The organism is Stenotrophomonas sp. AS012628 (genome assembly GCF_010608305.1).
In the GTDB taxonomy this organism is placed as follows: Bacteria; Pseudomonadota; Gammaproteobacteria; order Xanthomonadales; family Xanthomonadaceae; genus Stenotrophomonas; species Stenotrophomonas geniculata.
In genome coordinates this window covers 23,721-46,322 of record NZ_VMBJ01000017.1, presented here as the reverse complement: position 1 = coordinate 46,322, position 22,602 = coordinate 23,721, and the positions used below count along the sequence as shown (strand labels likewise).

General features: G+C 64.1%; 25 protein-coding genes. 22 read left to right on the top strand and 3 right to left on the bottom strand.

Annotated features, from left to right (window positions below):
* Window positions 1-14 precede the first annotated feature (14 nt).
* The 18 genes from G5A07_RS09945 to G5A07_RS09860 all read left to right on the top strand — a co-directional run bounded on the left by G5A07_RS09945 (window position 15) and on the right by G5A07_RS09860 (window position 16,342).
* Complete coding sequence (locus G5A07_RS09945; RefSeq protein ID WP_191863246.1) at window positions 15-1,196, top strand: MFS transporter; 1,182 nt, start codon at window positions 15-17, stop codon at window positions 1,194-1,196.
* Window positions 1,197-1,343: 147 nt separating this feature from the next.
* Entirely contained in the window at window positions 1,344-1,964 is a 621-nt protein-coding gene (locus G5A07_RS09940; RefSeq protein ID WP_191863245.1) for a DUF1349 domain-containing protein, read from the top strand.
* 74 nt (window positions 1,965-2,038) lie between these two features.
* Window positions 2,039-2,425, top strand: coding sequence for a hypothetical protein (locus tag G5A07_RS22590; protein ID WP_191863267.1), 387 nt, complete (start codon window positions 2,039-2,041; stop codon window positions 2,423-2,425).
* Window positions 2,426-2,529: 104 nt separating this feature from the next.
* Window positions 2,530-3,474, top strand: a complete 945-nt coding sequence (locus G5A07_RS09930) for a LysR substrate-binding domain-containing protein (RefSeq protein WP_010280381.1) — start codon at window positions 2,530-2,532, stop codon at window positions 3,472-3,474.
* On the top strand, window positions 3,471-3,737 hold the full coding sequence (locus tag G5A07_RS09925) for an EexN family lipoprotein (protein WP_191863244.1): 267 nt from the start codon (window positions 3,471-3,473) through the stop codon (window positions 3,735-3,737). Before G5A07_RS09930 ends, G5A07_RS09925 begins: the two co-directional genes overlap by 4 nt.
* Before the next feature lie 234 nt (window positions 3,738-3,971).
* Entirely contained in the window at window positions 3,972-5,978 is a 2,007-nt protein-coding gene (locus tag G5A07_RS09920; protein ID WP_191863243.1) for a conjugal transfer protein TraG, read from the top strand.
* The gene (locus G5A07_RS09915) at window positions 5,975-6,463 is read left to right on the top strand and encodes a ribbon-helix-helix protein, CopG family (RefSeq protein WP_010280375.1); all 489 of its coding nucleotides are present in this window, start codon (window positions 5,975-5,977) and stop codon (window positions 6,461-6,463) included. Before G5A07_RS09920 ends, G5A07_RS09915 begins: the two co-directional genes overlap by 4 nt.
* Entirely contained in the window at window positions 6,460-7,530 is a 1,071-nt protein-coding gene (gene trbB, locus G5A07_RS09910) for a P-type conjugative transfer ATPase TrbB (protein ID WP_191863242.1), read from the top strand. The genes G5A07_RS09915 and trbB overlap by 4 nt, the downstream gene beginning before the upstream one ends.
* Window positions 7,527-7,913 carry a TrbC/VirB2 family protein gene (locus G5A07_RS09905; protein WP_191863241.1) on the top strand — a complete coding sequence of 129 codons (387 nt, stop codon included), beginning with the start codon at window positions 7,527-7,529 and terminating at the stop codon, window positions 7,911-7,913. Before trbB ends, G5A07_RS09905 begins: the two co-directional genes overlap by 4 nt.
* Window positions 7,910-8,179 (top strand): VirB3 family type IV secretion system protein, encoded by a 270-nt coding sequence (locus G5A07_RS09900; protein WP_010280369.1) that lies wholly within the window; start codon window positions 7,910-7,912, stop codon window positions 8,177-8,179. Before G5A07_RS09905 ends, G5A07_RS09900 begins: the two co-directional genes overlap by 4 nt.
* A 12-nt stretch (window positions 8,180-8,191) precedes the next feature.
* The gene (gene trbE / locus G5A07_RS09895; protein WP_191863240.1) at window positions 8,192-10,642 is read left to right on the top strand and encodes a conjugal transfer protein TrbE; all 2,451 of its coding nucleotides are present in this window, start codon (window positions 8,192-8,194) and stop codon (window positions 10,640-10,642) included.
* The gene (gene trbJ / locus G5A07_RS09890) at window positions 10,639-11,382 is read left to right on the top strand and encodes a P-type conjugative transfer protein TrbJ (protein WP_191863239.1); all 744 of its coding nucleotides are present in this window, start codon (window positions 10,639-10,641) and stop codon (window positions 11,380-11,382) included. Before trbE ends, trbJ begins: the two co-directional genes overlap by 4 nt.
* Window positions 11,383-11,394: 12 nt before the next feature.
* Window positions 11,395-11,709: a hypothetical protein gene (locus tag G5A07_RS09885; RefSeq protein WP_191863238.1), complete on the top strand. Its 315-nt coding sequence runs from the start codon at window positions 11,395-11,397 to the stop codon at window positions 11,707-11,709.
* Window positions 11,706-13,097: a P-type conjugative transfer protein TrbL gene (gene trbL, locus G5A07_RS09880; RefSeq protein ID WP_010280360.1), complete on the top strand. Its 1,392-nt coding sequence runs from the start codon at window positions 11,706-11,708 to the stop codon at window positions 13,095-13,097. The genes G5A07_RS09885 and trbL overlap by 4 nt, the downstream gene beginning before the upstream one ends.
* Before the next feature lie 29 nt (window positions 13,098-13,126).
* Entirely contained in the window at window positions 13,127-13,831 is a 705-nt protein-coding gene (gene trbF / locus G5A07_RS09875) for a conjugal transfer protein TrbF (protein ID WP_191863237.1), read from the top strand.
* On the top strand, window positions 13,828-14,820 hold the full coding sequence (trbG, locus tag G5A07_RS09870) for a P-type conjugative transfer protein TrbG (RefSeq protein ID WP_191863236.1): 993 nt from the start codon (window positions 13,828-13,830) through the stop codon (window positions 14,818-14,820). The genes trbF and trbG overlap by 4 nt, the downstream gene beginning before the upstream one ends.
* A 2-nt stretch (window positions 14,821-14,822) precedes the next feature.
* Window positions 14,823-16,100 carry a TrbI/VirB10 family protein gene (locus G5A07_RS09865; RefSeq protein ID WP_191863235.1) on the top strand — a complete coding sequence of 426 codons (1,278 nt, stop codon included), beginning with the start codon at window positions 14,823-14,825 and terminating at the stop codon, window positions 16,098-16,100.
* Window positions 16,097-16,342, top strand: a complete 246-nt coding sequence (locus tag G5A07_RS09860; RefSeq protein ID WP_191863234.1) for a DUF2274 domain-containing protein — start codon at window positions 16,097-16,099, stop codon at window positions 16,340-16,342. Before G5A07_RS09865 ends, G5A07_RS09860 begins: the two co-directional genes overlap by 4 nt.
* Window positions 16,343-16,568: 226 nt before the next feature.
* Here G5A07_RS09860 and G5A07_RS09855 read toward each other — a convergent pair whose 3' ends face one another.
* The 3 genes from G5A07_RS09855 to gshB all read right to left on the bottom strand — a co-directional run bounded on the left by G5A07_RS09855 (window position 16,569) and on the right by gshB (window position 18,900).
* Entirely contained in the window at window positions 16,569-16,877 is a 309-nt protein-coding gene (locus tag G5A07_RS09855; RefSeq protein WP_262405885.1) for a transposase, read from the bottom strand.
* A gap of 191 nt (window positions 16,878-17,068) precedes the next feature.
* Window positions 17,069-17,953 carry an energy transducer TonB gene (locus G5A07_RS09850; RefSeq protein WP_010482701.1) on the bottom strand — a complete coding sequence of 295 codons (885 nt, stop codon included), beginning with the start codon at window positions 17,951-17,953 and terminating at the stop codon, window positions 17,069-17,071.
* Window positions 17,953-18,900, bottom strand: a complete 948-nt coding sequence (gene gshB, locus G5A07_RS09845; RefSeq protein WP_019338700.1) for a glutathione synthase — start codon at window positions 18,898-18,900, stop codon at window positions 17,953-17,955. Before gshB ends, G5A07_RS09850 begins: the two co-directional genes overlap by 1 nt.
* A gap of 240 nt (window positions 18,901-19,140) precedes the next feature.
* Between gshB and pilG the strand changes: the two genes are divergently transcribed.
* From pilG to G5A07_RS09825, 4 genes are read left to right on the top strand one after another with little or no spacing between them, the layout of a single operon-like run.
* On the top strand, window positions 19,141-19,542 hold the full coding sequence (gene pilG / locus G5A07_RS09840) for a twitching motility response regulator PilG (RefSeq protein WP_005418455.1): 402 nt from the start codon (window positions 19,141-19,143) through the stop codon (window positions 19,540-19,542).
* Window positions 19,543-19,560: 18 nt separating this feature from the next.
* Window positions 19,561-19,923, top strand: a complete 363-nt coding sequence (locus tag G5A07_RS09835) for a response regulator (protein WP_005410717.1) — start codon at window positions 19,561-19,563, stop codon at window positions 19,921-19,923.
* Window positions 19,923-20,453 (top strand): chemotaxis protein CheW, encoded by a 531-nt coding sequence (locus G5A07_RS09830; protein WP_010482705.1) that lies wholly within the window; start codon window positions 19,923-19,925, stop codon window positions 20,451-20,453. The genes G5A07_RS09835 and G5A07_RS09830 overlap by 1 nt, the downstream gene beginning before the upstream one ends.
* A 41-nt stretch (window positions 20,454-20,494) precedes the next feature.
* A complete protein-coding gene (locus tag G5A07_RS09825) occupies window positions 20,495-22,531 on the top strand; it encodes a methyl-accepting chemotaxis protein (RefSeq protein ID WP_010482706.1) in 2,037 nt (678 codons plus the stop codon).
* Window positions 22,532-22,602: the final 71 nt, after the last annotated feature.

Here is a 22,602-nt window from a genome sequence, read left to right as displayed (position 1 = left end):
TCCTGCAACCAAGAATGAATGTGAATACTGAAAACGCAAGATTGCTCAAAACGCGCCGGGCATTGTTCGGATGTTTCCTCGTGCTCGGCTTTGTCATGGCCTCCTGGATCGTGCGCACGCCCTCTATCCGCGACGCTCTGAGCGCATCCACAGCAGAGATGGGTCTGATCCTTTTCGGGTTCTCGCTTGGCTCGATGGGCGGGATTCTGCTGGCCGGCAACATCGTGGCCCGTATTGGTGCAGATCGTGCAGTCTGCGCTGGCATGACGCTCGCTCTGGCGGGCCTGATCGTGCTGTCGAGCGGTACTCACCTCGCTTTGGCTTGGATGACAGGCTTTGGCTTGGGCCTGGTTGGTTTTGGAATGGCCCAGGCCGAAGTGGCCGTCAACGTGTTGGGGGCGCATGTGGAACGTGGGCTGGGGCGATCCGTGCTGACGCTGGTACACGGCTGCTTCAGCCTGGGTACGACGCTCGGTGCCGTGTGTGGTCTGCTACTGGTTGCAAAAGGCTTGTCCGTTACCTCGCACATGCTCTTCGTCTGTGCGCTGCTGTGTCCGATGCTGGTCTATGTCGCCTACGGTGTGGTCGGATCACACGGCGCACGCGTGACTGATTCCGCAAATAAGCGAGGCTTCATCACGACCATCAAGGATGATCCGAAGCTCATCCTCATCGGTGCAATTGTGCTGGCTGTGGCGCTGGCCGAAGGCTCCGCCAACGACTGGCTACCACTGCTGATTGTGGACGCGCACGAAACCTCTGAAGCCATTGGTTCGCTTCTGTTCGTCGCTTTCGCTGCGACGATGACATTGGGACGGTTCTTGGGAACCGGGGTGCTGAGCCGTTTCGGACCCGTCAACGTAATTCGCGCCAGTGCGCTTATCGGCGCAGTCGGAATACTAATAGTAGTTCTGGCCCCAACCTTGTCTGTGGCAGGTATCGGCGTATTCCTTTGGGGAATCGGTGCATCACTGGGCTTTCCTGTAGCGATGTCAGCCGGTGCCTCAGTTGGACATGATCCATCCGCGCGCATCGCGGTTCTGGCCACGATCGGCTACACGGCCTTTCTTGTCGGCCCTCCGCTACTCGGCTTCATCGGCGAGCACATAGGCCTACGGCTCACGATGCTATTTGTCATGGCTCTATTGGCTCTGCCATTGCTGTTGGCAACCACTTTGCAAAGGCGTAGTTCATGAGCCTTCACAGGATTCTTCAAAACCTTGAGCCCGCACTAGGCACGCGAGCGACATAGTTTCACCATGGCTGGTTCGCGTCATCACACGCTGATCAGACACTTTCAATACGCGCGGATTCTTTCTGCCAACCTAGAACTGGAGAGCGTCATGAAACTACACAACGTCCCTTACGACTTCGTTGCTTCGCAAGGGTCTGACTGGAAGGTTGACAACAAAAGCGGTCGCGTGACCACCACCGCACCCAAGCATAGCGACATCTTCATAGATCCGGGCCGCGCTGGATCCGTAGTGTCGTCTGCCAGCCGTCACAATGCGGCGACGTTGATGACTCGCATTCCGGCCGGTGACTTTCAATTCAGTGCCACAGTACACGTCGAGTTCGGAGCCACCTTTGACGCGGGTGTGCTGCTCTTGCGGGTCGATGAGAGCACCTGGGCGAAGCTGTGCTTCGAATATTCCCCAGACGGGGAGCCCATGGTGGTTTCAGTCATCAATAAAGGTGGCACCTCCGACGACGCGAATGCCTTTACTGTGGATGGCAAGCAGGTAAATCTGCGCATTTCTCGTAAAGAGAACGTGTACGCGCTGCATGCTTCAGTGGATGGCGTGAAGTGGATTTTCGTGCGGGCATTCGCTTTTGACAACACCGAGGCGGAGCCGGAAATTGGCTTTGAGGCGCAATCCCCCAATGCCGATGGCTGCAATGTCTCGTTCAGCAACTACGCGTTGACCGACGTGAGCATCGCCGACTTCCGCAACGGGCTCTGATGGTATCTCGACGTCTCTGCATGCATCAGATTGCGCAATCGGTAATTGGATGCATGCCAAGAGACCGGGACTCTATGTCCCTGCCCATTTTCTCCTATTACACCATTCATGTGCGTTTGATGGCTTCGGCACAAACCCACCTTTTTTCGCCTTTGGTTACAGGCGGCGTCACGATCCCAAACAGGGCTTGGGTAGCCCCCATGTGTCAGTACATGTCTAAAGATGGCGTGCCATATGACTGGCATCACGTTCACCTCTCTGGATTCGCGAACGGCGGGTTCGGTCTAATCGCGCGCATCGCGGTTTTGGCCACGATCGGCTACACGGCCTTTCTCGTCGGCCCTCCGCCACTCGGCTTCATCGGCGAGCACATCGGCCTTCGGCTCACCATGCTTGTTGTTCTAACGCTGTTGGCTCTGCCGTTGCTGTTGGCTCCCACCCTGCAGAGGCATAAGGCATAAGCTTTCGGCACGCTTTGAGCGTTGCCTTGACTGTGGTTCTTGTGGTGAGTGGGACTGTTGAATAACCAAGGCTCTTATAGGAACGATTGGGAACAAGGGAAACTATGGAACTGCGGCACTTACGGTGTTTCCTCGCTGTTGCGGAAGAGCTTCACTTTGCCCGAGCTGCGGAAAAACTACATATAGAACAGTCGCCCTTGTCGCGCACCATCAGGGAATTGGAAGAAGATCTGGGCGAGCAATTGTTCGTACGCACCAGCCGCAGCACACGACTGACACGGGCAGGCAAGCTTTTTCTTGAGCATGTGCCGCGCATCTTCACAGCCTTGCAGCAAGCCCGAGACAGCGTGCAGGCTGCGGCCAATGGCTTTCATGGGCAATTACGCATTGCACTGTCCGACGGCACGACGTCATCGCGCTTGCCGAACTTGTTGGCTTTGTGCCGGCAGGAGGAACCCGAAGTCGAGATCCGTCTGTTTGAGGTGCCGCTTTCACAGCAGATCAAAGGGCTGCACGACGACCTTTACGACGTTGGTTTCGCACAATCCAATGAAGTGGGTGAAGGCATTGCAGCCCAGGCTGTGTGGAGTGATCCGCTAATGGTGGCGGTGCCAGCTCGCCACCCGCTGCTCAGACACAAGCGCATTCCGCTGGAGGAGATGATACGTTACCCCCTCGTACTGTGTGATCCGCTCGCTTGTGAAGGACACGCGCGCCAGGTCGAGCGGGTGCTGCGCCGCGCGGAAATGGAGCCACTGATTGCAGAGCGTGTGTCCTCATACGACCTGATGATGGCGCTGGTATCAGCGGGCTTCGCGCTGGGCCTGACTGCCGCACCACACATCGAGGCCAGCCGCGAACCGGGCGTAGTTGCGCGGCCCTTGGCAGGCTGTTCCCCAGTGCTGACGACCTATCTACTGCATCGCGAAGGTGAGCCTTCGGAAGCGCTGTCCCGATTTATCGAGCGGGTGCAAGCTATTGACTTGCTCGAAGGCGCGAGGCCCGAACAACCACCTGAACCTGATGCCCCGGAGGACACCGAGCCATGAAGCGAATGACCCCTTTGCTGCTGGTCGCGGCGCTTACAGCATGCGACCCGTCGGAGTCGCCGAAGCAGGACTTCGGTGTCCCGACCGTGGAAGAACTGGCGGCCGATCCCGAACGCTTGAAGGAACTGCGCCGTCAGTGCAAGACCAAGCGTACGGCAATGGAAGACGTACTCTGCAACCGGGTAGCGGAGGCGACGAATAAGCGCTTTTTGGGCGACGGCAAGGTGCCTTACACGCCATCGGACACGCCGCCCAAGTTCTAACTGTTGGCGGCTTGCCGCGTATCTTCGTTATTTTCTCTACACGCCGCAGCGCGCCCACGCCTGCGGCGTTTCTACTGGCTTCTTCTCTACATGGAGCCATGCTTTTTGCATCACCTTGCTGCCGATAACGGTCTTTGACCGGCACTGAACCGGCACCGATCCTGACGCCTGCGGCACGCCTTCGTGCCGCGTTTTCCACGGCGAATCAGCGCAGGAGAAATCGGAGGCCAAGGTATGCAAGCTCAGGGCGTTTTGTTCGGGCAGATCGCCGCCGTGTTCGGCATCGTGATCGCCGGTGTGTGGGGTGCCACGCAATGGACAGCCGCCGCCTTGGGCTACCAGCTACGCCTTGGCTCGCCCTGGTTCGACTTCCACGGCACACCGGTCTATTACCCGTGGAAGCTCTTCGAGTGGTGGTTTTTCTTCGACGCCTACGCGCCGCAGGTGTTCGACACCGGAGGCATGATCGCGGCAAGCAGCGGCCTGCTGGCCGTGGCGGTCGCCATCGCTATGTCTGTCTGGCGCTCGCGGCAGGCGCGCAAGGTGACGACCTATGGCTCGGCCCGTTGGGCCGATGCCGCCGACATTCGCAAGGCCGGGCTGACGCAGCCCGCCGGCGTCTTTCTCGGTCAGCATGACGGCCATTACCTGAGGCACGAAGGGCCGGAACACGTCCTGACCTTTGCGCCCACTCGCTCGGGCAAGGGCGTGGGCCTAGTGGTGCCAACGCTGTTGTCCTGGCCGACATCCGCCGTCATCCACGACATCAAGGGCGAGAACTGGCAGATCACCGCTGGCTGGCGCAGTCGATTCAGCCACTGCCTGCTGTTCAACCCGACAGATGCGAAGTCGGCGGCTTACAACCCGCTGCTGGAAGTGCGGCGCGGCGCGCATGAGGTGCGCGACGTGCAGAACATCGCCGACATCTTGGTCGATCCCGAAGGCGCGCTGGAGAAGCGCAACCACTGGGAGAAGACCAGTCACGCGCTACTGGTCGGCGCGATCCTGCATGTGCTGTACGCGGGGGAAGACAAGACGCTGCGTGGCGTCGCCAACTTTCTCAGCGATCCAGCCAGCCCGTTCGAGCTGACCTTGCATCGGATGATGACGACTAAACACCTGGGTGATGCGCAGCATCCCGTCGTCGCCTCCGCTGCCCGCGAAGTGCTCAACAAGTCGGACAACGAGCGCTCTGGTGTGCTCTCAACCGCCATGTCGTTCCTGGGGGTGTACCGCGACCCTACAGTGGCAGAAGTCACCTCGCGCTGCGATTGGCGCATTGCCGACCTGATTTCCGCCAAGCACCCGGTATCGCTCTATCTGGTGGTGCCGCCTTCGGACATTTCGCGCACCAAACCGCTGATCCGGCTGATCCTCAACCAGATCGGCCGACGAATCACCGAATCGTTGGACGGCAGCGACGGCATCCAACGCCGCCACAAGCTGCTGTTGATGCTCGATGAATTTCCGGCGCTGGGTCGGCTGGACTTCTTCGAGACAGCGCTCGCCTTCATGGCGGGCTACGGCATCCGCAGCTTTCTGATCGCGCAGTCGCTCAACCAGATCGACAAGGCGTATGGGCAGAACCATTCCATCCTCGATAACTGCCATGTGCGAGTGACGTTCGCCACCAACGACGAACGCACCGCTAAACGCATTTCCGAAACATTGGGCACGGCCACTGAGTTGCGCGCACAGCGCAACTATGCCGGCCACCGGCTTGCACCGTGGCTGGGGCACCTGATGGTGTCGCGGCAGGAGACGGCGCGGCCACTGCTGACGCCGGGCGAAGTGATGCAGCTTCCGCCCGATGAATCCGTGGTGATGGTGTCCAGCGTCGCGCCGATCAAGGCGAAGAAGCTGCGCTATTTCGCCGACGCCAATTTCAAGCAACGGGTAATTCCGCCGCCTGCGGTGACGGCAGGCCGCTATGCCGATGTGCCGCCTGCACGACCCGACGACTGGAGCGGCCTGGCAATACCTGCAGTTCCTGCGGCACCAGTCAGGGCATCCGCCGATGGCCTGGAGGCCTTGGGTTCGACCGATGACGGCGGCCCCCGCCGTCAGCCCGAACTGTCCGAAGCCATCGCCTATGCCCCCGAGATGGATGCTACGACCAGCGATCTGTCGCTGCTCGATGACGACGACATGCCCCCGGTGCTTCCCGGCCAGCTCGATCCGGCTCTGCAACGCACGGCGCGGCTGGCATCTCTCGACCCCAACGACGGAATCGACCTATGAGTCAATACCGATTGAACCTGTTTATCCAGCATGAGCACGCCAAGCGTCTGGACGAACTGGCCGCCAAGAAAGGCGTGTCCAAGTCCAGCATCGTCGCCGCTGCCTTGGCATCCTGGCTGTCGCCTGATGCCGGCGACCAGCGTGAGGCCGCCATTGCCAAACGACTGGATCGTCTGTCGCGGCAGGCCGAGCGCCTGGAGCGCGACCAGAACATTCAGATCGAAACGCTGGCGCTGTTCGTCCGCTACTACCTGACCGTCAGCACGCCGGTGCCGGAGGCCCATCAGGACGCGGCTCGCGCGCAGGGCAAGGCGCGTTTCGAGCAGTTTGTCGAACAGTTGGGTCGCCACCTGCTGCGTGGCCGCAGCCTGGTGCGCGACGTTGTGGAAGAACTGCACCCCCAAGATCGTGAGTTCGGCATGCGCATGGATGACGCGGCGGCAATGGCTGCCGCCCATGAACGCACAGCGGAGCGTGCGTCATGAGTGCCGTTCCACAGATCGCGCCCGATCCACGCTCATCCGCTGCGGCGTCCCAGGATCGCCGCATCCAGATGCTGCGCACGGCGATGGGGCCGGTGATTGCCGCCGCGCTGGAAGACCCGGACGTGGTGGAAGTGATGCTCAACCCCGATCGGACATTGTGGGTAGATCGGTTGTCCTCTGGCCGTGCGCCGCTCGGCGTTGAACTACCCGAAGCCGATGGCGAACGCATCATCCGCCTGGTCGCCGCCCATGTCGGTGCGGAGGTGCATCGCGGCCAACCGCTCTTGACCGCCGAACTGCCGGAAACCGGCGAACGCTTCGAGGGCATTCTGCCGCCCGCCGCACCCGGCCCGACCTTTGCGCTGCGCAAGCGCGCCGTGAGCATCATCGGTCTGGATCGGTATGTGGCCGACGGCATCCTGACCGCTGGGCAGGCCGAGTTTCTGCGTCATGCCGTGCGCGAGCGGCACAACATCCTGATCGCCGGAGGCACCAGTACCGGCAAGACCACGCTGGCCAACGCCTTGCTGGCCGAGATCGCCGCCACCGGCGACCGCGTGCTGGTGCTGGAAGACACCATCGAACTGCAATGCGCAGCCCGTGACCATGTGCCGCTGCGCACCCGTGCGGGCGTGGTGTCGATGCAGGAGCTGGTGCGCGCCACGATGCGGCTGCGCCCGGATCGCGTGATCGTGGGCGAAGTGCGCGGCGGCGAAGCGCTGGATCTGGTGAAGGTCTGGGGCACCGGCCACCCCGGTGGTATCGCCACCATCCATGCCGGCTCCGCCTTGGGCGCACTGCTGCGCCTGGAGCAACTGATTCTCGAAGTGGCGGTGAACCCGCCCCGCGCCCTGATCGCCGAGGCGGTCAACATCGTCATCCACATCGCCGGACGCGGCCGCAAGCGCCACGTCGAAACCATTTCCCGCGTTGTCGGCTTCGACGGCGCGGGCTACCGCCTGGCGGATGCGCTGGAAGCACCGCTTCCCGAGTTGCCGCCGGTTCCTCTTGCAGCCGGTGCCGCTGCGCCTTCCCTGACCACTGATCAACCTGGAGAACTGCCATGACGCACGTTGATGCTTTCCGTCTTTCTGTCAATCCACTTTCTCCGCCGCCCACGCTGCCGCGGCTGCGTAGTCTGGTTCGCCCCGCAGGACAAGGGCTGCTGCTCGCGGTGTTGATGCTGTTGCTGGCGGGTACGGCTCAGGCCGCCGGTTCCTCAATGCCGTGGGAAGGCCCACTGCAATCCATCCTCGAATCCATCCAGGGGCCGGTAGCCCGCATCGTAGCGGTCATCATCATTATTGCGACGGGTCTGGCGCTGGCCTTTGGGGATACCAGTGGCGGTTTCCGCAAGCTGATCCAGATCGTCTTCGGTCTGTCCATTGCCTTTGCGGCTTCCAGCTTCTTCCTGTCGTTTTTCAGCTTCTCCGGCGGGGCCGTCGTATGAGCACGGCCACCGATCTTCCGGGTTTTGAAGTGCCGCTGCATCGCTCGCTGACCGAGCCGATCCTGCTGGGCGGTGCGCCCCGCACCGTGGCCATTGCCAACGGCACGCTGGCCGCCGCCGTCGGGCTGGGCCTGCAACTGTGGATTCCCGGTGTGGTGCTCTGGATCGTCGGGCACTCGCTGGCGGTCTGGGGCGCGCGCGTCGATCCGCAGTTCATGCAGGTCTTCGCCCGGCACATCAAGCACAAGCCGCTGCTGGACGCATAGGGAGAAGCCGACATGCTGAACCTTGCCGAATACCGCCAGCGGCCCGCGCTGCTGGCCGACTGGTTGCCCTGGGCCGGGCTGATTGCGCCGGGGGTGGTGCTGAACAAGGATGGTTCGTTTCAGCGCACAGCACGCTTTCGTGGGCCGGATCTGGACAGCGCCACGCAAGGCGAGCTGATCGCCACGTCGGCGCGGCTCAACAACGCACTGCGCCGCCTGGGATCGGGCTGGGCCTTGTTCATCGAAGCCGAGCGCCGCGCAGCGGCGGGCTATCCACGTTCCGACTTCCCCGAGCCGTTGTCCTGGTTGGTGGAAGAAGAACGCCGCGCGGCTTTCAAGGAATCCGGCCATCACTACGAGAGCGCCTATCACCTCACGCTGGCTTATCTGCCACCAGAAGAATCTCGCGCCCGCGCCGCCAAGATGCTCTATGAGAACGCACCGGGCGACGGTGTGGACTGGCAGGGTCGGCTTGAAGCTTTCGTGGCAGAAACAGATCGCGTGTTCGACCTGCTCGATGGCGTGATGCCGGAAATTGGCTGGCTGGATGACGCGCAGACACTGACTTACCTGCACGCCACGGTGTCCACGCGACGCTACCGCGTCGGTGTGCCCGGCGTGCCGTTTCACATCGACGCGTTGCTAACTGACTCGCCGTTGGTCGGTGGTCTGACCCCCATGCTGGGCGACCAGCACCTGCGAGTGGTATCGGTGCGGGGCTTTCCGACTTCGACCTGGCCGGGGATTCTGGACGACCTCAACCGTCTGGGCTTTGGCTATCGCTGGAGCACGCGCTTTCTGTGCCTGGACAAAGCCGAAGCGGAAAAAGAACTGGGCCGCCTGCGCCGCCAGTGGTTCGCCAAGCGCAAGAACGTCGTCGCGCTATTGCGTGAAACGATCTTCCAGCAGGAAAGCCCGCTGGTCGATACCGACGCCAACAACAAGGCCGCCGATGCCGATGCCGCCCTGCAGGAGTTGGGCAGCGATCAGGTGTCTTTCGGCTATCTCACTGCCACATTGACGGTGCTCGATGCTGATCCGGCGACCGCCGACGAGAAGCTTCGCATGGTGGAACGCGTCATCCAGGGGCGCGGCTTCGTCACCATCCCCGAAACCCTCAACGCTGTCGATGCCTGGCTGTCCTCGATCCCCGGCAACGCCTACGCGAATGTGCGACAGCCCATCGTTTCGACGCTGAACCTGGCGCACATGATGCCGCTGTCAGCGGTCTGGGCAGGGCCGGAGAAAAACGCGCATCTGGATGGCCCGCCGCTGATCGTCACGCGCACCGATGGCGCGACGCCGTTCCGGCTGGTGACGCACATCGGAGACGTGGGCCACACGCTGGTCGCCGGGCCAACCGGCATGGGCAAGTCGGTATTGCTCGCCACGCTGGCAATGCAGTTCCGCCGTTACTTCGGTTCGCGCATCTTCGCCTTCGATATGGGCCGCTCCATGCGCGCCACCATCCTGGGGCTTGGGGGCGAGCATTACGACCTAGGCAGCGATGGGGCGATTGGTTTCCAGCCGTTGGCCCGCGTCGACCAAGAGGGCTACCGCACCTGGGCCGCCGAATGGGTGGAAGGCCGCTTGCTGCACGAAGGCGTGGCCATCGGCCCAGAGGAGAAGGCCGCGATCTGGTCGGCACTCGGCAGCCTTGCGGGTGCGCCGGCGGAGCAGCGCACGCTGACGGGCCTGTCGGTGCTGCTGCAATCGAACGCATTGCGCCAGGCGCTCGCGCCCTATGTACTGGGCGGCGCGCACGGCAAGCTGCTGGACGCAGATTCGGATCGTCTTGGTTCGGGTTCTGTGCAGTGCTTCGAGATGGAAGAACTCATGCACAGCAAGGCGGCGGTGCTGGCGGTGCTGGGCTACCTGTTCGCCCGCTTCGATGAACGTTTCGACGGCGCGCCCACGCTGCTGATCCTCGATGAAGCCTGGTTGTTCCTCGATGACCCGGTGTTCGCCGCCCGCATCCGCCAGTGGCTCAAGACGCTGCGCAAGAAGAATGTCAGCGTCATCTTCGCTACTCAGTCGCTAGCCGACATCAAGGATTCGAGCATTGCTGCGGCGGTGATCGAAAGCTGCGCGAGTCGCATTTTCCTCCCCAATCCGCAGGCCACAGAGCCGCAGATCCGCACGATCTACGAAGGCTTCGGGCTGAACTCACGCCAGATCGAGATCGTGGCGACCGCGCAACCCAAGCGTGACTACTACTACCAATCGCGGTTGGGAAATCGCCTGTTCGACCTCGACCTGGGGCCAGCCACGCTGGCCTTTGCCGGGGCTTCCACTCCGCAAGACCAACGCGACATGGATCGCGTGCTGCTGGACGCAGGCACACCGGGCTTTGCCGGTGCCTGGCTGCGCCATCGCGGCCTCGATTGGGCCGCAGACCTGCTGCCTTCCTCACCGGCGGCAGCGTCCTTCCTCGCTTCTGATCCTCTGGAGGTTTCGCCATGAACACCCAACCCCGTTTGCTCTCTGTCTCACTCGCCGCCGTGCTGTCGGTATCGCTGCTGGCCTCACAGCCTGCGTCTGCGCTGACGGTGTTTGACCCGTCCAATTTCGTGCAGAACACGTTGACCGCTGTTCGCACGCTGGAGCAGATCAACAACCAAATCAACCAGCTTCAAAACGAAGCACAGATGCTGATGAACCAGGCGCGCAATCTGGCGAATCTGGACTTCAACATCGTCAATCGCCTGCGCTCGACGCTGGCAACCACTGAGCGCCTGATCGCCGAGGCGCGCGGCCTGGCCTTTGACGTGCAGAGCATGGATGCCACTTTCGCCCGGTTGTACCCGGAACAATACGCCGCGACCGTCAGCGGCGACCAGATGCTGCGCGATGCGCAGGAACGCTGGAAGAACACTTTGAATGGCCTGCATACCGCCATGCGGATGCAGGCGCAGGTGTCGCAGAACCTGGCACAAGACGAAAGCGCACTGTCCGATCTGATCAGCCAGAGTCAGTCCGCCACCGGCGCGCTGCAAGCCATGCAGGCGACCAATCAGCTTCTGGCTTTGCAGGCCAAGCAATCCATCCAGGCGCAGCAACTCCAGATCACGCAGGAACGGGCTGCCGCGCTCGAACTGGCACGCCAAGCAGCTGCTGTCGAACGTGGACGTGAAGTGACGCGTCGCTTTCTAGGTGATGGCACGCCCTACACACCGCAGCGCGTGGATTTCTACGGCAACTGACGGGAGACGGCCATGCGATGCGTTTTCTTGGTGCTGCCCGTGCTGCTGGTCGCTTGCGGCCAGCAGCCGATCGAAGACCTGGCCGCTGCTCTGGCCGCCGATCCCGTGCGGCTAAAGGCTTTGCGTGCGCAGTGTGCCGCCGACAGGACGACGGCAGGCGAAGACGCCTGCCTGGCCGCGGCCGATGCCTTCCGGCGGCGCTTCTTCGCCGGGGAAACCGGGCCTGACGAGTTTCGCACGCTGGCTGATCTGCCGCCGATCCCGCCGAGCTTTGACACACCCGCCAGTGACCAAGACGCCATGCCCTTCGAGGGGGACGTGCCATGAATGACGTGACAGTGATCGACCGCTTTCTTGCTACTTTCTCGCGCTACATCGACTCGGGTTTTGGGCTGCTGCAGGGCGAAGTCGCGTTCCTCACCGCCACGCTGATCGTCATCGACATGACGATTGCCGGGTTGTACTGGGCGATGAGCCACGCCACCGGCCAAGGCGATGACGTGATCGCCAAGCTGCTGCGCAAGGTGCTCTACGTCGGTGCCTTCGCCTACATCATCAACAACTTCAACTGGCTGGCCAGCATCGTCTTCCGCTCATTCGCGGGCCTGGGCCTGACGGCCAGCGGCTCGACGATGAGCATGGGCGAATTCCTGCAACCGGGACGTTTGGCCAAGACTGGCATCGACGCGGCGGCACCGATTCTTGAGCAGATCAGCGACATGGCGGGCTTTCCCGAAGTGTTCGTGAACATGACGCCCATCGTGGTCATGTTCCTGGCCTGGGCGGTGGTGATCCTGTGTTTCTTCGTTCTGGCGATCCAGCTTTTCATCACGCTGATCGAGTTCAAGCTGACCACGCTCGCGGGCTTCGTGCTGGTGCCGTTTGCGCTGTGGAACAAGACCAGCTTCCTCGCCGAGAAAGTGCTGGGCAACGTGGTGTCTTCGGGCATCAAGGTGTTGGTGCTGGCCGTCATCGTCGGCATCGGCTCGGGCCTGTTTGCCGAGTTCCAGGTGCATCCAGCCGAGCCGTCCATCGACCATGCGGTGGTCATCATGCTGGCCTCACTGACGCTGCTGGCGTTGGGAATCTTCGGCCCTGGCATTGCCACCGGGCTGGTTTCCGGCGCACCGCAGTTGGGTGCCGGGGCGATGGCCGGTGCTGCTGTGGGTGCCGCAGGCGCGGCGGTTGCCGTAGGTGCCGCCGCCACCGGCGTGGGCGGAGCCGTGATGGCCGGGGCGCGCATGGCACCGGCTGCCGCCAAGCTCGCCGGGTCTGGTGCGCGGGCCGCAACCTCGGCGGCTGGCAGCGCGAAGACGGCTTTCCAGGCCGGTTCCGCCGCTGCGGGCGGCGGGGCCAAAGGCGCGCTGGCAGGGCTGGGCACTGTCGCCAAGGGCGGCGCACAGGCGGCAGGTCAACGCGCGGGTGCTGGCATCAAAGCAGCCGCTGCCAAGACTGCCGCGCCATTCAAAGCAGGCTGGCAAGGCTCCGGCACCGATGGTGGTTCAGGCGGTGGCGCTGCCAGTTCCGGGCAGGCCACCACAGACGATGCCGCCGGCAACACGGCCAATGCGCAGAAGCAGGAGCAACCCGGCTGGGCCAAGCGCCTGCAACGCCGCCAACAACTCACCCAGGCCACCGCCACGGTCGCGCACACGCTGCGCGGTGGCGACGGCGGCGGTTCGGGCCAAGGCCCGAGCCTGCGCCCCGATGAATGACCCGATAGCTGACTTTTAAGGAGAACCCCATGCGATTCAAACGACCGCAGGTGCGCTATGCCGATACGCCACAGCCTGCCACTCCGTATCAAGCCGCCGCCCAGGTGTGGGACGAGCGCATCGGCTCGGCCCGCGTGCAGGCCAAGAATTGGCGGCTGATGGCTTTTGGCTGCCTGGTGCTCGCGCTGCTGATGGCCGGTGGCCTGGTGTGGCGCTCGGCCCAATCCATCGTCACGCCCTATGTCATCGAGGTCGATCAGTCCGGCCAGGTGCGCACCGTGGGCGAAGCGGCCACGCCGTACCGGCCCACCGATGCGCAGACGGCACACCACATCGCGCGCTTTATGACGCTGGTGCGGTCTTTGTCCATCGACCCCATCGTCGTGCGGCAGAACTGGCTCGATGCCTACGACTACACCACCGACCGGGGCGCGGCGGTGCTCAACGACTATGCGCGGGTGAATGACCCGTTCGCCCGCATCGGCAAGGAGTCGGTGACGGTACAGATCACCAGCGTGGTACGCGCCAGCGATGCGTCTTTCAACGTGCGCTGGACGGAACGCCGCTACGTCAATGGAGCGGCTGCCGGGTTGGAGCGATGGACGGCGGTGGTGTCCATCGTGCAGCAGACCCCGCGCACCGAAGAACGCCTGCGCCGCAACCCGCTGGGCATCTACGTCAATGGCTTGTCGTGGAGCCGTGAACTGGATTCTTCTGAAGGAGTGAAACCATGAGTGTGCCTTTCCGTTTTTACGCTTTGCCGTTAATCCTGCTGGGACTTGCGGGCTGCGCCACGCAGGGCAAGCCGCCGCCTGTGATATCACTCGATGAGCCGATCCAGGCTCAACCATTGCCCGAGCCGCCCAAGCCCATCGAAGTCGTGGCAGTGCCCGAGCCCTTGGCGCTGCCCGCACAGTTGAAGCCACTGCCGGACGTTGATGCGGCCCCGGTGGCACCGGAGCCTGTCGACGAGAAGGTGCGCGTCTCCCGCGCCAATGCCGAGGCGCGCATTGCGCCGACTCGTGAGGGCTATGTCAATGCGATCCAGGTCTGGCCCTTCACCGATGGCGCGCTGTATCAGGTCTATGCGTCCGTGGGCCGCGTAACCGTGATTGCGCTCCAGCCCGGCGAGGAATTGGTGACGGTCGCTGCGGGCGATACCGTGCGATGGATTGTGGGCGACACCTCCAGCGGCAGCGGGGCCGATCTGCGCGTCAATGTGCTGGTCAAGCCTATCCGTTCCGGGTTGAAGACCAATCTGGTCATCACCACCAGCCGCCGCACCTATCTGCTGGAACTGACTTCGACCGACAAGGCATGGATGGCGTCGGTGTCCTGGGATTACCCCAAGGATCGGATGCTGGCCTTGCAGCGACAGGCACAGGCTGCCAGCGCTGCCGCGCCGGTCGATGCGGGCCTGTCGCTGGAGAACATCCGGTTTCGCTATGCGATCAGCGGCAGCAATCCACCATGGAAGCCGCTGCGCGCTTTCGACGATGGCGAGAAGGTGTACATCCAGTTCCCGGCAGGCATCGCTCAGGGCGAGCTGCCGCCGCTGTTCGTCATCGGTGCGCAGGGCGACGGGCAACTGGTGAACTATCGCTTCCGCTCACCGTACTACATCGTTGATCGCCTGTTCGGTGCGGCAGAACTGCGCCTGGGAGACGACATGGGCGATGTGATACGCATCGAGCGCACGGGTGGCATTGCCGGGAGGAACTGAGCATGAGCCAGGACGATACTCCCGACCTTGCCACGCCGCAGGTGGGCAAGGTGGCACCCGAGGCGGTGGCGCTGCGCGCCCAACCGCGCCCAGTCACGCGCCTGAACCGGCGCACGCTGGCCATCCTAGCCGGCAGCTTGTCGGTTGGCGTGATGGGCGCGCTGATCTGGTCACTGCAACCGCAGCAACGCGGCGCGGGCGAATCCACCGAGCTGTACAACGTGGATCGCGTGTCCAAGTCGGAAGGTTTGGATGCGCTACCGACCGACTATTCCAAACTGCCAGCGCTGCCGCCTGACGTGCCGGAGCTGGGGCCTCCTTTGCCCGGCGACCTGGGGCCAGCCATCGTCAACTCGCAGCAGCCAGTTGCCGCCACCTATGCCGCGCCGGGCTACGACCCTAACGATGCGCTACGCAAGGAAGCAGAAGCGGCTGCGGCTTCATCGGTGTTCTTCTCCACTGGTTCCACGCAGGCAGCGCCCGTGGCGCAGTCGCAGGTCGCTGCCGCACCAGGCTTCGCTGCCAATGCTGCGTTCGATCCGCTGGCCGCTGGCCCGGCCTCGACGGCGGCCCAGCCCGCTGATCCAACTGCCGTGCAGAACCGGCAAGACCAGAAAGAGGCGTTCCTGACGGGCGGCTCTACGGAAACCCGTAACTCCGGCAACTTGCAAATGCCCACCTCGCCGTATCAGGTGATGGCTGGAACCGTCATAGCCGGAGCTTTGGTGACGGGCATCAAGTCCGACCTGCCGGGCGACGTAATCGCCACGGTGACGGAGCCGATTTACGACACGGCCACTGGCAAGTTCCTGCTGATCCCGCAGGGCTCGCGCATCCTGGGCAAGTACAACAGCCAGGTCAGCTACGGGCAGAGCCGCGTCCAAGTGGTGTGGAACCGCATCATCCTGCCGGACACGTCTTCGCTCACGATTGACAACCTGATCGGCACCGACCCGGCGGGTTATGCCGGTCTGGAAGACGACGTGGACTGGCACTGGGATCGGATCTTTGCTGGTGCCGTGCTGACGACACTGCTGGGTGTGGGAGCCGAACTGGCTGCACCTGAAAACCACCAGGACGGTGATCGCGTCATCATCGCCGGGCGCGACAGCCTGCAGGACACCGTGAACCAAGTCGGCCAGGAAGTGACCCGGCGCAACCTCAACATCCAACCCACGCTGACCAGCCGCCCCGGCTTGCCGGTGCGCATCATCGTAAACCGCGATCTGGTGCTACGGCCTTATCAGCCGCTGTTCTTCAACAAGGGGACTTTACGATGAACACGACCAGGAAACTGCGGCTGGGGCCACTACCCAAGCTCGAAAGCGTCAAGCTGACCTTTGCCTGCCCGGCCAGCTTGAAAGCCGACCTCGACCGCTACGCCGCGTTGCACGCGCATGCGTATGGCGAGGCGGTCGATGCCACGACGCTGATCCCGCACATGCTGGAGGCGTTCATCGCTGGGGATAGAGGATTCAGGAAGGGTAGTGCGGGTAAGGTCGCGCCACCAAAACCAAGCTGATGATCCGCAGTAACCAAGCAGGCCACCCCTTGAACGCGCAGCCGAACGCTGCGCGTTCTTCGTTCTGGGGTGCCGCGAACGATTGGACTATGATGGCCGAACAAGCCCGCCATCCCTTGGCAATCGTCACCGCCACAGCGCGACCCGGCTTGCTTTCTCAAGGCTCCTATGTGGCTCCCAGCCCACAACGCCGCCTCCACGGCAAGCGGCACGAAACAGAGCTAACCTATTGCCCCGTATATGGTTTCAAGCCCGCCGTGTTTCCACGAAAGGCTTGACACTGGACATTTTTTAGTAGGTCGCGCTCCTCCTTGAGCCTGCGATTCTGGGCCTCCAGCTCGGCGATTCTGACCTGGGCATCTACGGGCGGTGCCTCGGCCTGCGGGTCATGTTTTCGACGCCATTGCTCGATCCAGCGCCTCAGCGCCGTCGGGCCGACATCCATCAGCTGGCAGACGTCCCTGACTGTCTGCCCCTCCACAACCACAAGGCGAACCGCCTCGTCCCTCATGCCCTGAGTGATCTGCTTTGCCATGGGTCTACCTCGATGCTTGAAATTGATCCTATCGAGTGTCCAAGTTGATTAGACCACCACAGGTTTACGGCGTGTCCTGCAAGCCCACACCGCCCCGCCAGGTCCAGCATCCCCGCCGCCGCTTCTGCTGTTGCTTCGGCTGTGGCCGTTGCCTCTGCGGGTCCCGGGCCGCAGGCCCGGGCAGCAAACCCCTACCGGTCGTCGTGCAGGGTGCCGCCCGGCAGGAACACCCACGTGCGGGTGACCTGCAGGATGTCGATCTCGTCTTCGGTCTTCGGCAACGGCGGGAACGGCTGGGCCAGCTTCACCACCCGCAGTGCCGCCTCATCCAGCAGCGGCGTCCCGCTCGAACGCAGGATCCGGCTGCTCTCCACGCTGCCATCGCGGCGCACCCCCACGCTGATCACCACCTGGCCACCGAGGCGGCGCTGCCGGGCCTCGTCCGGGTAATTCAGATTGCCTACGCGCTCGGCGCGGTCGACCCAGGCACGCAGGTAATTGGCATAGGCATATTCGCGCGTGCTGGCCGACACGAACTTGCGGTTCGGGCGCTTGGCGTACTGCGCCGAGCGCAGATGCACTTCGGCAGCCAACCGCGCCATCTCCACATCGCGCTGCTCGCGCGCGCTCAGCGGTGCGTCCGGTTCGGGCTGATCCGGCGTGGGGCGGGACTGTGCCTGCGCCACCACCTCTTCGCCATTGCGGCTGCTGACCACCCGTGCCTGCGGCGGCGGAACCGGCGCGGCCGATTGCTGCTGCTGCGGCACCGGGCTCAGCCCGGACTGGGCCTGTGGGACGATGCCGGCCTGGTTGTCGCGTGGACGCTGTGCGCGGTCGTGCTCGCCACCGCCTTCCTGGTTGGCCGCGGCCAGGAAATCAGCCTGCTTCGGCGTCAGCGCGGTGCGGGTCTGGCTGAAGATCACTTCCAGCGTCGGCACCAGCGGTGCATCGCCCTTCACGGCAAAGCCCACGCCCAGGATCAGCAGGGCGTGGACCAGCACAGACAGCGCGATGGTCGCCCCCAGCCGTTGCGCTTCGCGCGGCGGCGGGGGCAGGACGGCAGGTGCGGACGGCATCAGCGCAGGCCGGCCTCGAGTGCGTCGAACAGGGTGCCGGCAATGTTCAGGCCGTACTGCGCGTCCAGTTCGCGCACGCAGGTCGGGCTGGTCACGTTGACCTCGGTAAGGTAATCACCGATCACGTCCAGGCCGACGAAGCGCATGCCGCGACGCTTCATCTCCGGGCCCACCTGGGCGGCGATCCAGCGGTCGCGCTCGCTCAGCGGGCGGCCTTCACCGCGGCCGCCGGCGGCGAGGTTGCCGCGGAATTCGTCGCCCTGCGGGATGCGCGCCAGGCAGTAGTCGACCGGTTCGCCATCGACCAGCAGGATGCGCTTGTCGCCGGCGGTGATGTCGGGAATGAACTTCTGCGCCAGCGCCATCCTGTGGCCGCCGTCGGTCAGCGTTTCCAGAATCACGTTCAGGTTCGGATCGCCCTGGCCGCTGCGGAAGATCGAGCGGCCGCCCATGCCGTCCAGCGGCTTCAGCACGGCCTGGCCATGCTCCAGCGCGAAGGCCTTCAACGCCTTGGCGTCGCGGCTGACCAGGGTCGGCGGGCAGCACTGCGGGAACAGCAGCGCGGCCAGCTTCTCGTTGTAGTCGCGCAGGCCCTGCGGGTTGTTGACCACGCAGGCGCCGGCCGCTGCGGCCACGTCCAGCACCTGGGTGTCGTAGATGTATTCGGCGTCGACCGGCGGATCCTTGCGCATCAGCACGATCTGGCCGGGGCCGAATGCGGTGCGGCTGAATGCGCCCAGCTCATACCAGCCGGCCGGGTCGTCGCGCACCTGCAATGGTGCGGTCTGGGCCACCGCTACGCCACCCTCCAGGGCCAGGCCGCCCGGGCGCACATAGTGCAGGGCATGGCCGCGGCGCTGGGCTTCCAGCAGCATGGCGAAGGTGGTGTCCTTGGCGATCTTGATGTGGGCGATGGGGTCCATCACCACGATGACGTTCAACGGCATGGGCGCACCTGTCAGGCAAGGCGTTGATGGTAGCGGCAACGCCGCCCGCGCGCCTCCCCGCCGTACTGCAACGCAGCGTCCGCCCGGCGCCCGCGCACGCATTGCGAAACCCGTCACGTTCAGGAGGGTGCCATGCCCCGCGCCATGGGGCGGCCTTGAAGCGGGCGCGGAAAGTGCGATATAGATACGCTTTCGTAGCGGCCCCCGCCAGAGATCGGGCCGTGCGCTTGGGGATAGGCAATGACTGAAAACACGACTGCGGGCGGGGAACTCGCAGGACTCCGGGTGATGGTCATCGATGATTCGAAGACCATCCGCAGGACTGCGGAAACGCTGCTCAAGCGCGAAGGCTGCGAGGTGGTCACCGCCACCGACGGCTTCGAAGCGCTTGCGAAGATCGCAGACCAGCAACCGCAGATCATCTTCGTCGACATCATGATGCCGCGCCTGGACGGGTACCAGACCTGTGCGCTGATCAAGGGCAACCAGCTGTTCAAGGCGACCCCGGTCATCATGCTCTCGTCCAAGGATGGCCTGTTCGACAAGGCGCGGGGACGCATCGTCGGCTCGGAGCAATACCTGACGAAGCCTTTCACGCGTGAAGAACTGCTGGGTGCCATCCGCACATACGTCAACGCCTGACCAGGGGGGAAAGGCACAATGGCTCGTATCGTTCTGATCGAGGATTCACCGACCGACCGTGCGGTGTTCACCCAGTGGCTGCGCCGTGCCGGCCACGAGGTGCTGGAAGCGGACAACGCCGAGGATGGACTGCAGCTGGTCCGCGACCAGGTGCCGCAGCTGGTGCTGATGGACGTGGTCCTGCCTGGCATGAGCGGCTTCCAGGCCACCCGCGCGATGGCCCGTGATGCAGCGATCAAGCACATCCCGGTGATCATCGTCAGCACCAAGGCGATGGAAACCGACAAGGCCTGGGGCCTGCGCCAGGGCGCGGCCGACTACATCGTCAAGCCGCCGCGCGAGGATGAACTGATCGCGCGGATCAACGAGCTGGTGGCCTGATGCGCTCGCCCTTCGACATCCTCGAAGCCTACGAACGGCGAAGCCTGGCCCACGCGGTGCAGCTGCCCGAGCGGCAGTTCGCGCAGGACCTCTGGCGTGGCGTGGGTTACCGCGTCGGCCAGCGTCGGCTGGTGTCCGATTTCCGCGAAGTGGTGGAAATCGTGCCGATGCCGCCGGTCACCCCGGTGCCGTGCGCACAGCCGTGGCTGCTGGGCGTGGGCAACCTGCGCGGCAACCTGTTCCCGGTGGTCGACCTGAAGTACTTCCTGGAAGGCACGCGTACCGTGCAGCAGGAAGGCCAGCGCGTGCTGATCATGCGCCAGGCCGGCGGCGACGTCGCGCTGACCATCGATGAGCTGTTCGGCCAGCGCAGTTTCGAACTGGACCAGCAGATCGAAGCCGGCACGCTGGCCGAAGGGCGTTACGGCCACTTCGTCGATCGCGCCTTCCACGCCGACGGCCACGACTGGGGCGTGTTCTCGCTCTCGCTGCTGTCGCGTACCCCTGAATTCCGGCAAGCCGCGGCCTGAGGCCGGGCAACGCCCCCTGCATTGAAGATCGAGGTTGAACGATGAGTACTGCTTCGGACGCCACCAAGACCGGCAAGCTGCGGCTGGGCGGCAGCAACCTCTGGCTGTTCCTGCTGCTGGCATCGATGATCCTGTTCGGCGTCAACACCGGCGTCGCCACCTGGCAGGGCAGTCGCCTGGCCGATGCCGGTTCCAAGGCGGCCGACCTGCAGGTGCTGTCACAGCAGCTGGCCAACCAGGGCCGTGACGCGGTGGGCGGCAACGCGCAGGCGTTCACCGCCTTCAAGGCCACCCGCAACGCGATCGAACAGAACGTGTCGACCCTGCAGGGGCGCTACGGCAAGGAACCGGGCGTGTCCGGTGCGATCGCCACCCTGGGCGAAACCTGGGCGCCGCTGGGCAAGCAGGCCGGGCAGCTGGTCGCCAGTGAACCGGCGGTGCTGGCCCTGGCCGGCAACGCCAACAACTTCACCGGCGCCGTGCCGGGGCTACAGGCCCAGCTGAACGAGCTGGTGCGTGCGATGTCCGCTTCCGGCGCCCCGTCGTCGCAGGTGTACAGCGCCCTGCAGCAGGTGGTGGTGGCCGGCTCCATGGCCCGCCGCGTGACGGAAATGCGTGCCGGTGGCAGCGCCGCTGCCACCTCGGGCGATGCACTGGCCCGCGACATCACCGTGTTCTCGCAGGTGCTCGACGGCCTGCGCAACGGCAACGAGGAACTGGGCATCACCGCCGTGCGCGGTGCTGCCGCCGTGGCCGCGCTGGAGCAGTCGCAGCAGAAGTGGGAAGCGATGAAGCAGGACGCCGACGCGATCCTGGCCAGCTCGCGCCAGCTGTTCGCCGCGCAGTCGGCGGCCACCGCACTGGGCCAGGGTTCTGCGCACATGCTGGACGACAGCCGCAAGCTGTTCGAGGCGTTCTCCTCGTTCGGTTCGGTGTCCGATACCCGCCTGTTCCCGAATTTCTGGATTGGCGTGGTGTCCGGCGCGCTGTCGCTGATCGCGATCATCGGTTTCGTCTCCACCAACGTGCGCAGCCGCTCGCGCGAGCAGGAACTGCGCTACCAGACCCAGGTGGAGTTCAACAGCCGCAACCAGCAGGCGATCATGCGGCTGCTGGACGAAATTTCCTCGCTGGGTGAAGGCGACCTGACAGTGAAGGCCTCGGTGACCGAGGACATGACCGGCGCCATCGCCGACGCGATCAACTACGCCGTCGACGAGCTGCGCCACCTGGTGACCACCATCAACGACACCTCGGCCAAGGTCGCGCTGTCCACCCAGGAAACCCAGGCCACCGCCATGCAGCTGGCAGAGGCGGCGGGCCACCAGGCCAACCAGATCACTTCGGCGTCGGACCGCATCGGCGAAATCGCGGCGAGCATCGAACAGGTGTCGCGCAACTCGGCTGAGTCGGCCGACGTGGCACAGCGCTCGGTGGTGATCGCCGCCGAGGGTGCCGGCGTGGTGCGCGAGACCATCCAGGGCATGGACCAGATCCGCGACCAGATCCAGGAAACCTCCAAGCGTATCAAGCGCCTGGGCGAGTCGTCGCAGGAAATCGGCTCGATCGTGGAACTGATCAACGACATTTCCGAGCAGACCAACATCCTGGCGTTGAACGCGGCGGTGCAGGCGGCCTCGGCCGGTGAAGCCGGCCGTGGTTTCGCGGTCGTGGCGGACGAAGTGCAGCGCCTGGCAGAACGTACCTCCGGCGCGACCCGACGCATCGAGAACCTGGTGCAGGCCATCCAGGCCGACACCAATGAAGCGGTCACGTCGATGGAACAGACCACCGCCGAGGTGGTGTCCGGTGCACGCCTGGCCGAGGACGCCGGCACCGCGCTGACCGAAATCGAGCGCGTGTCCAATGCACTGAACACCCTCATCAAGAACATCTCCATCGCCGCCCAGCAGCAGTCGGCCGCGGCCTCGGACATCACCCGCACCATGGGCGTGATCCGGCAGATCACCGGCCAGACCTCGCAGGGTGCCGGGCAGACCGCCGAATCGATCGGCCACCTCGCGCAGCTGGCGGCCGACCTGCGTCGTTCGGTCGCCGACTTCAAGCTGCCGGCGTGACGCGGGCAGGGCGGCGAGCAAGGAACCAGTCGATGAAGCATTTCCATTCCCCACGCCAGAATTCGCGCGGC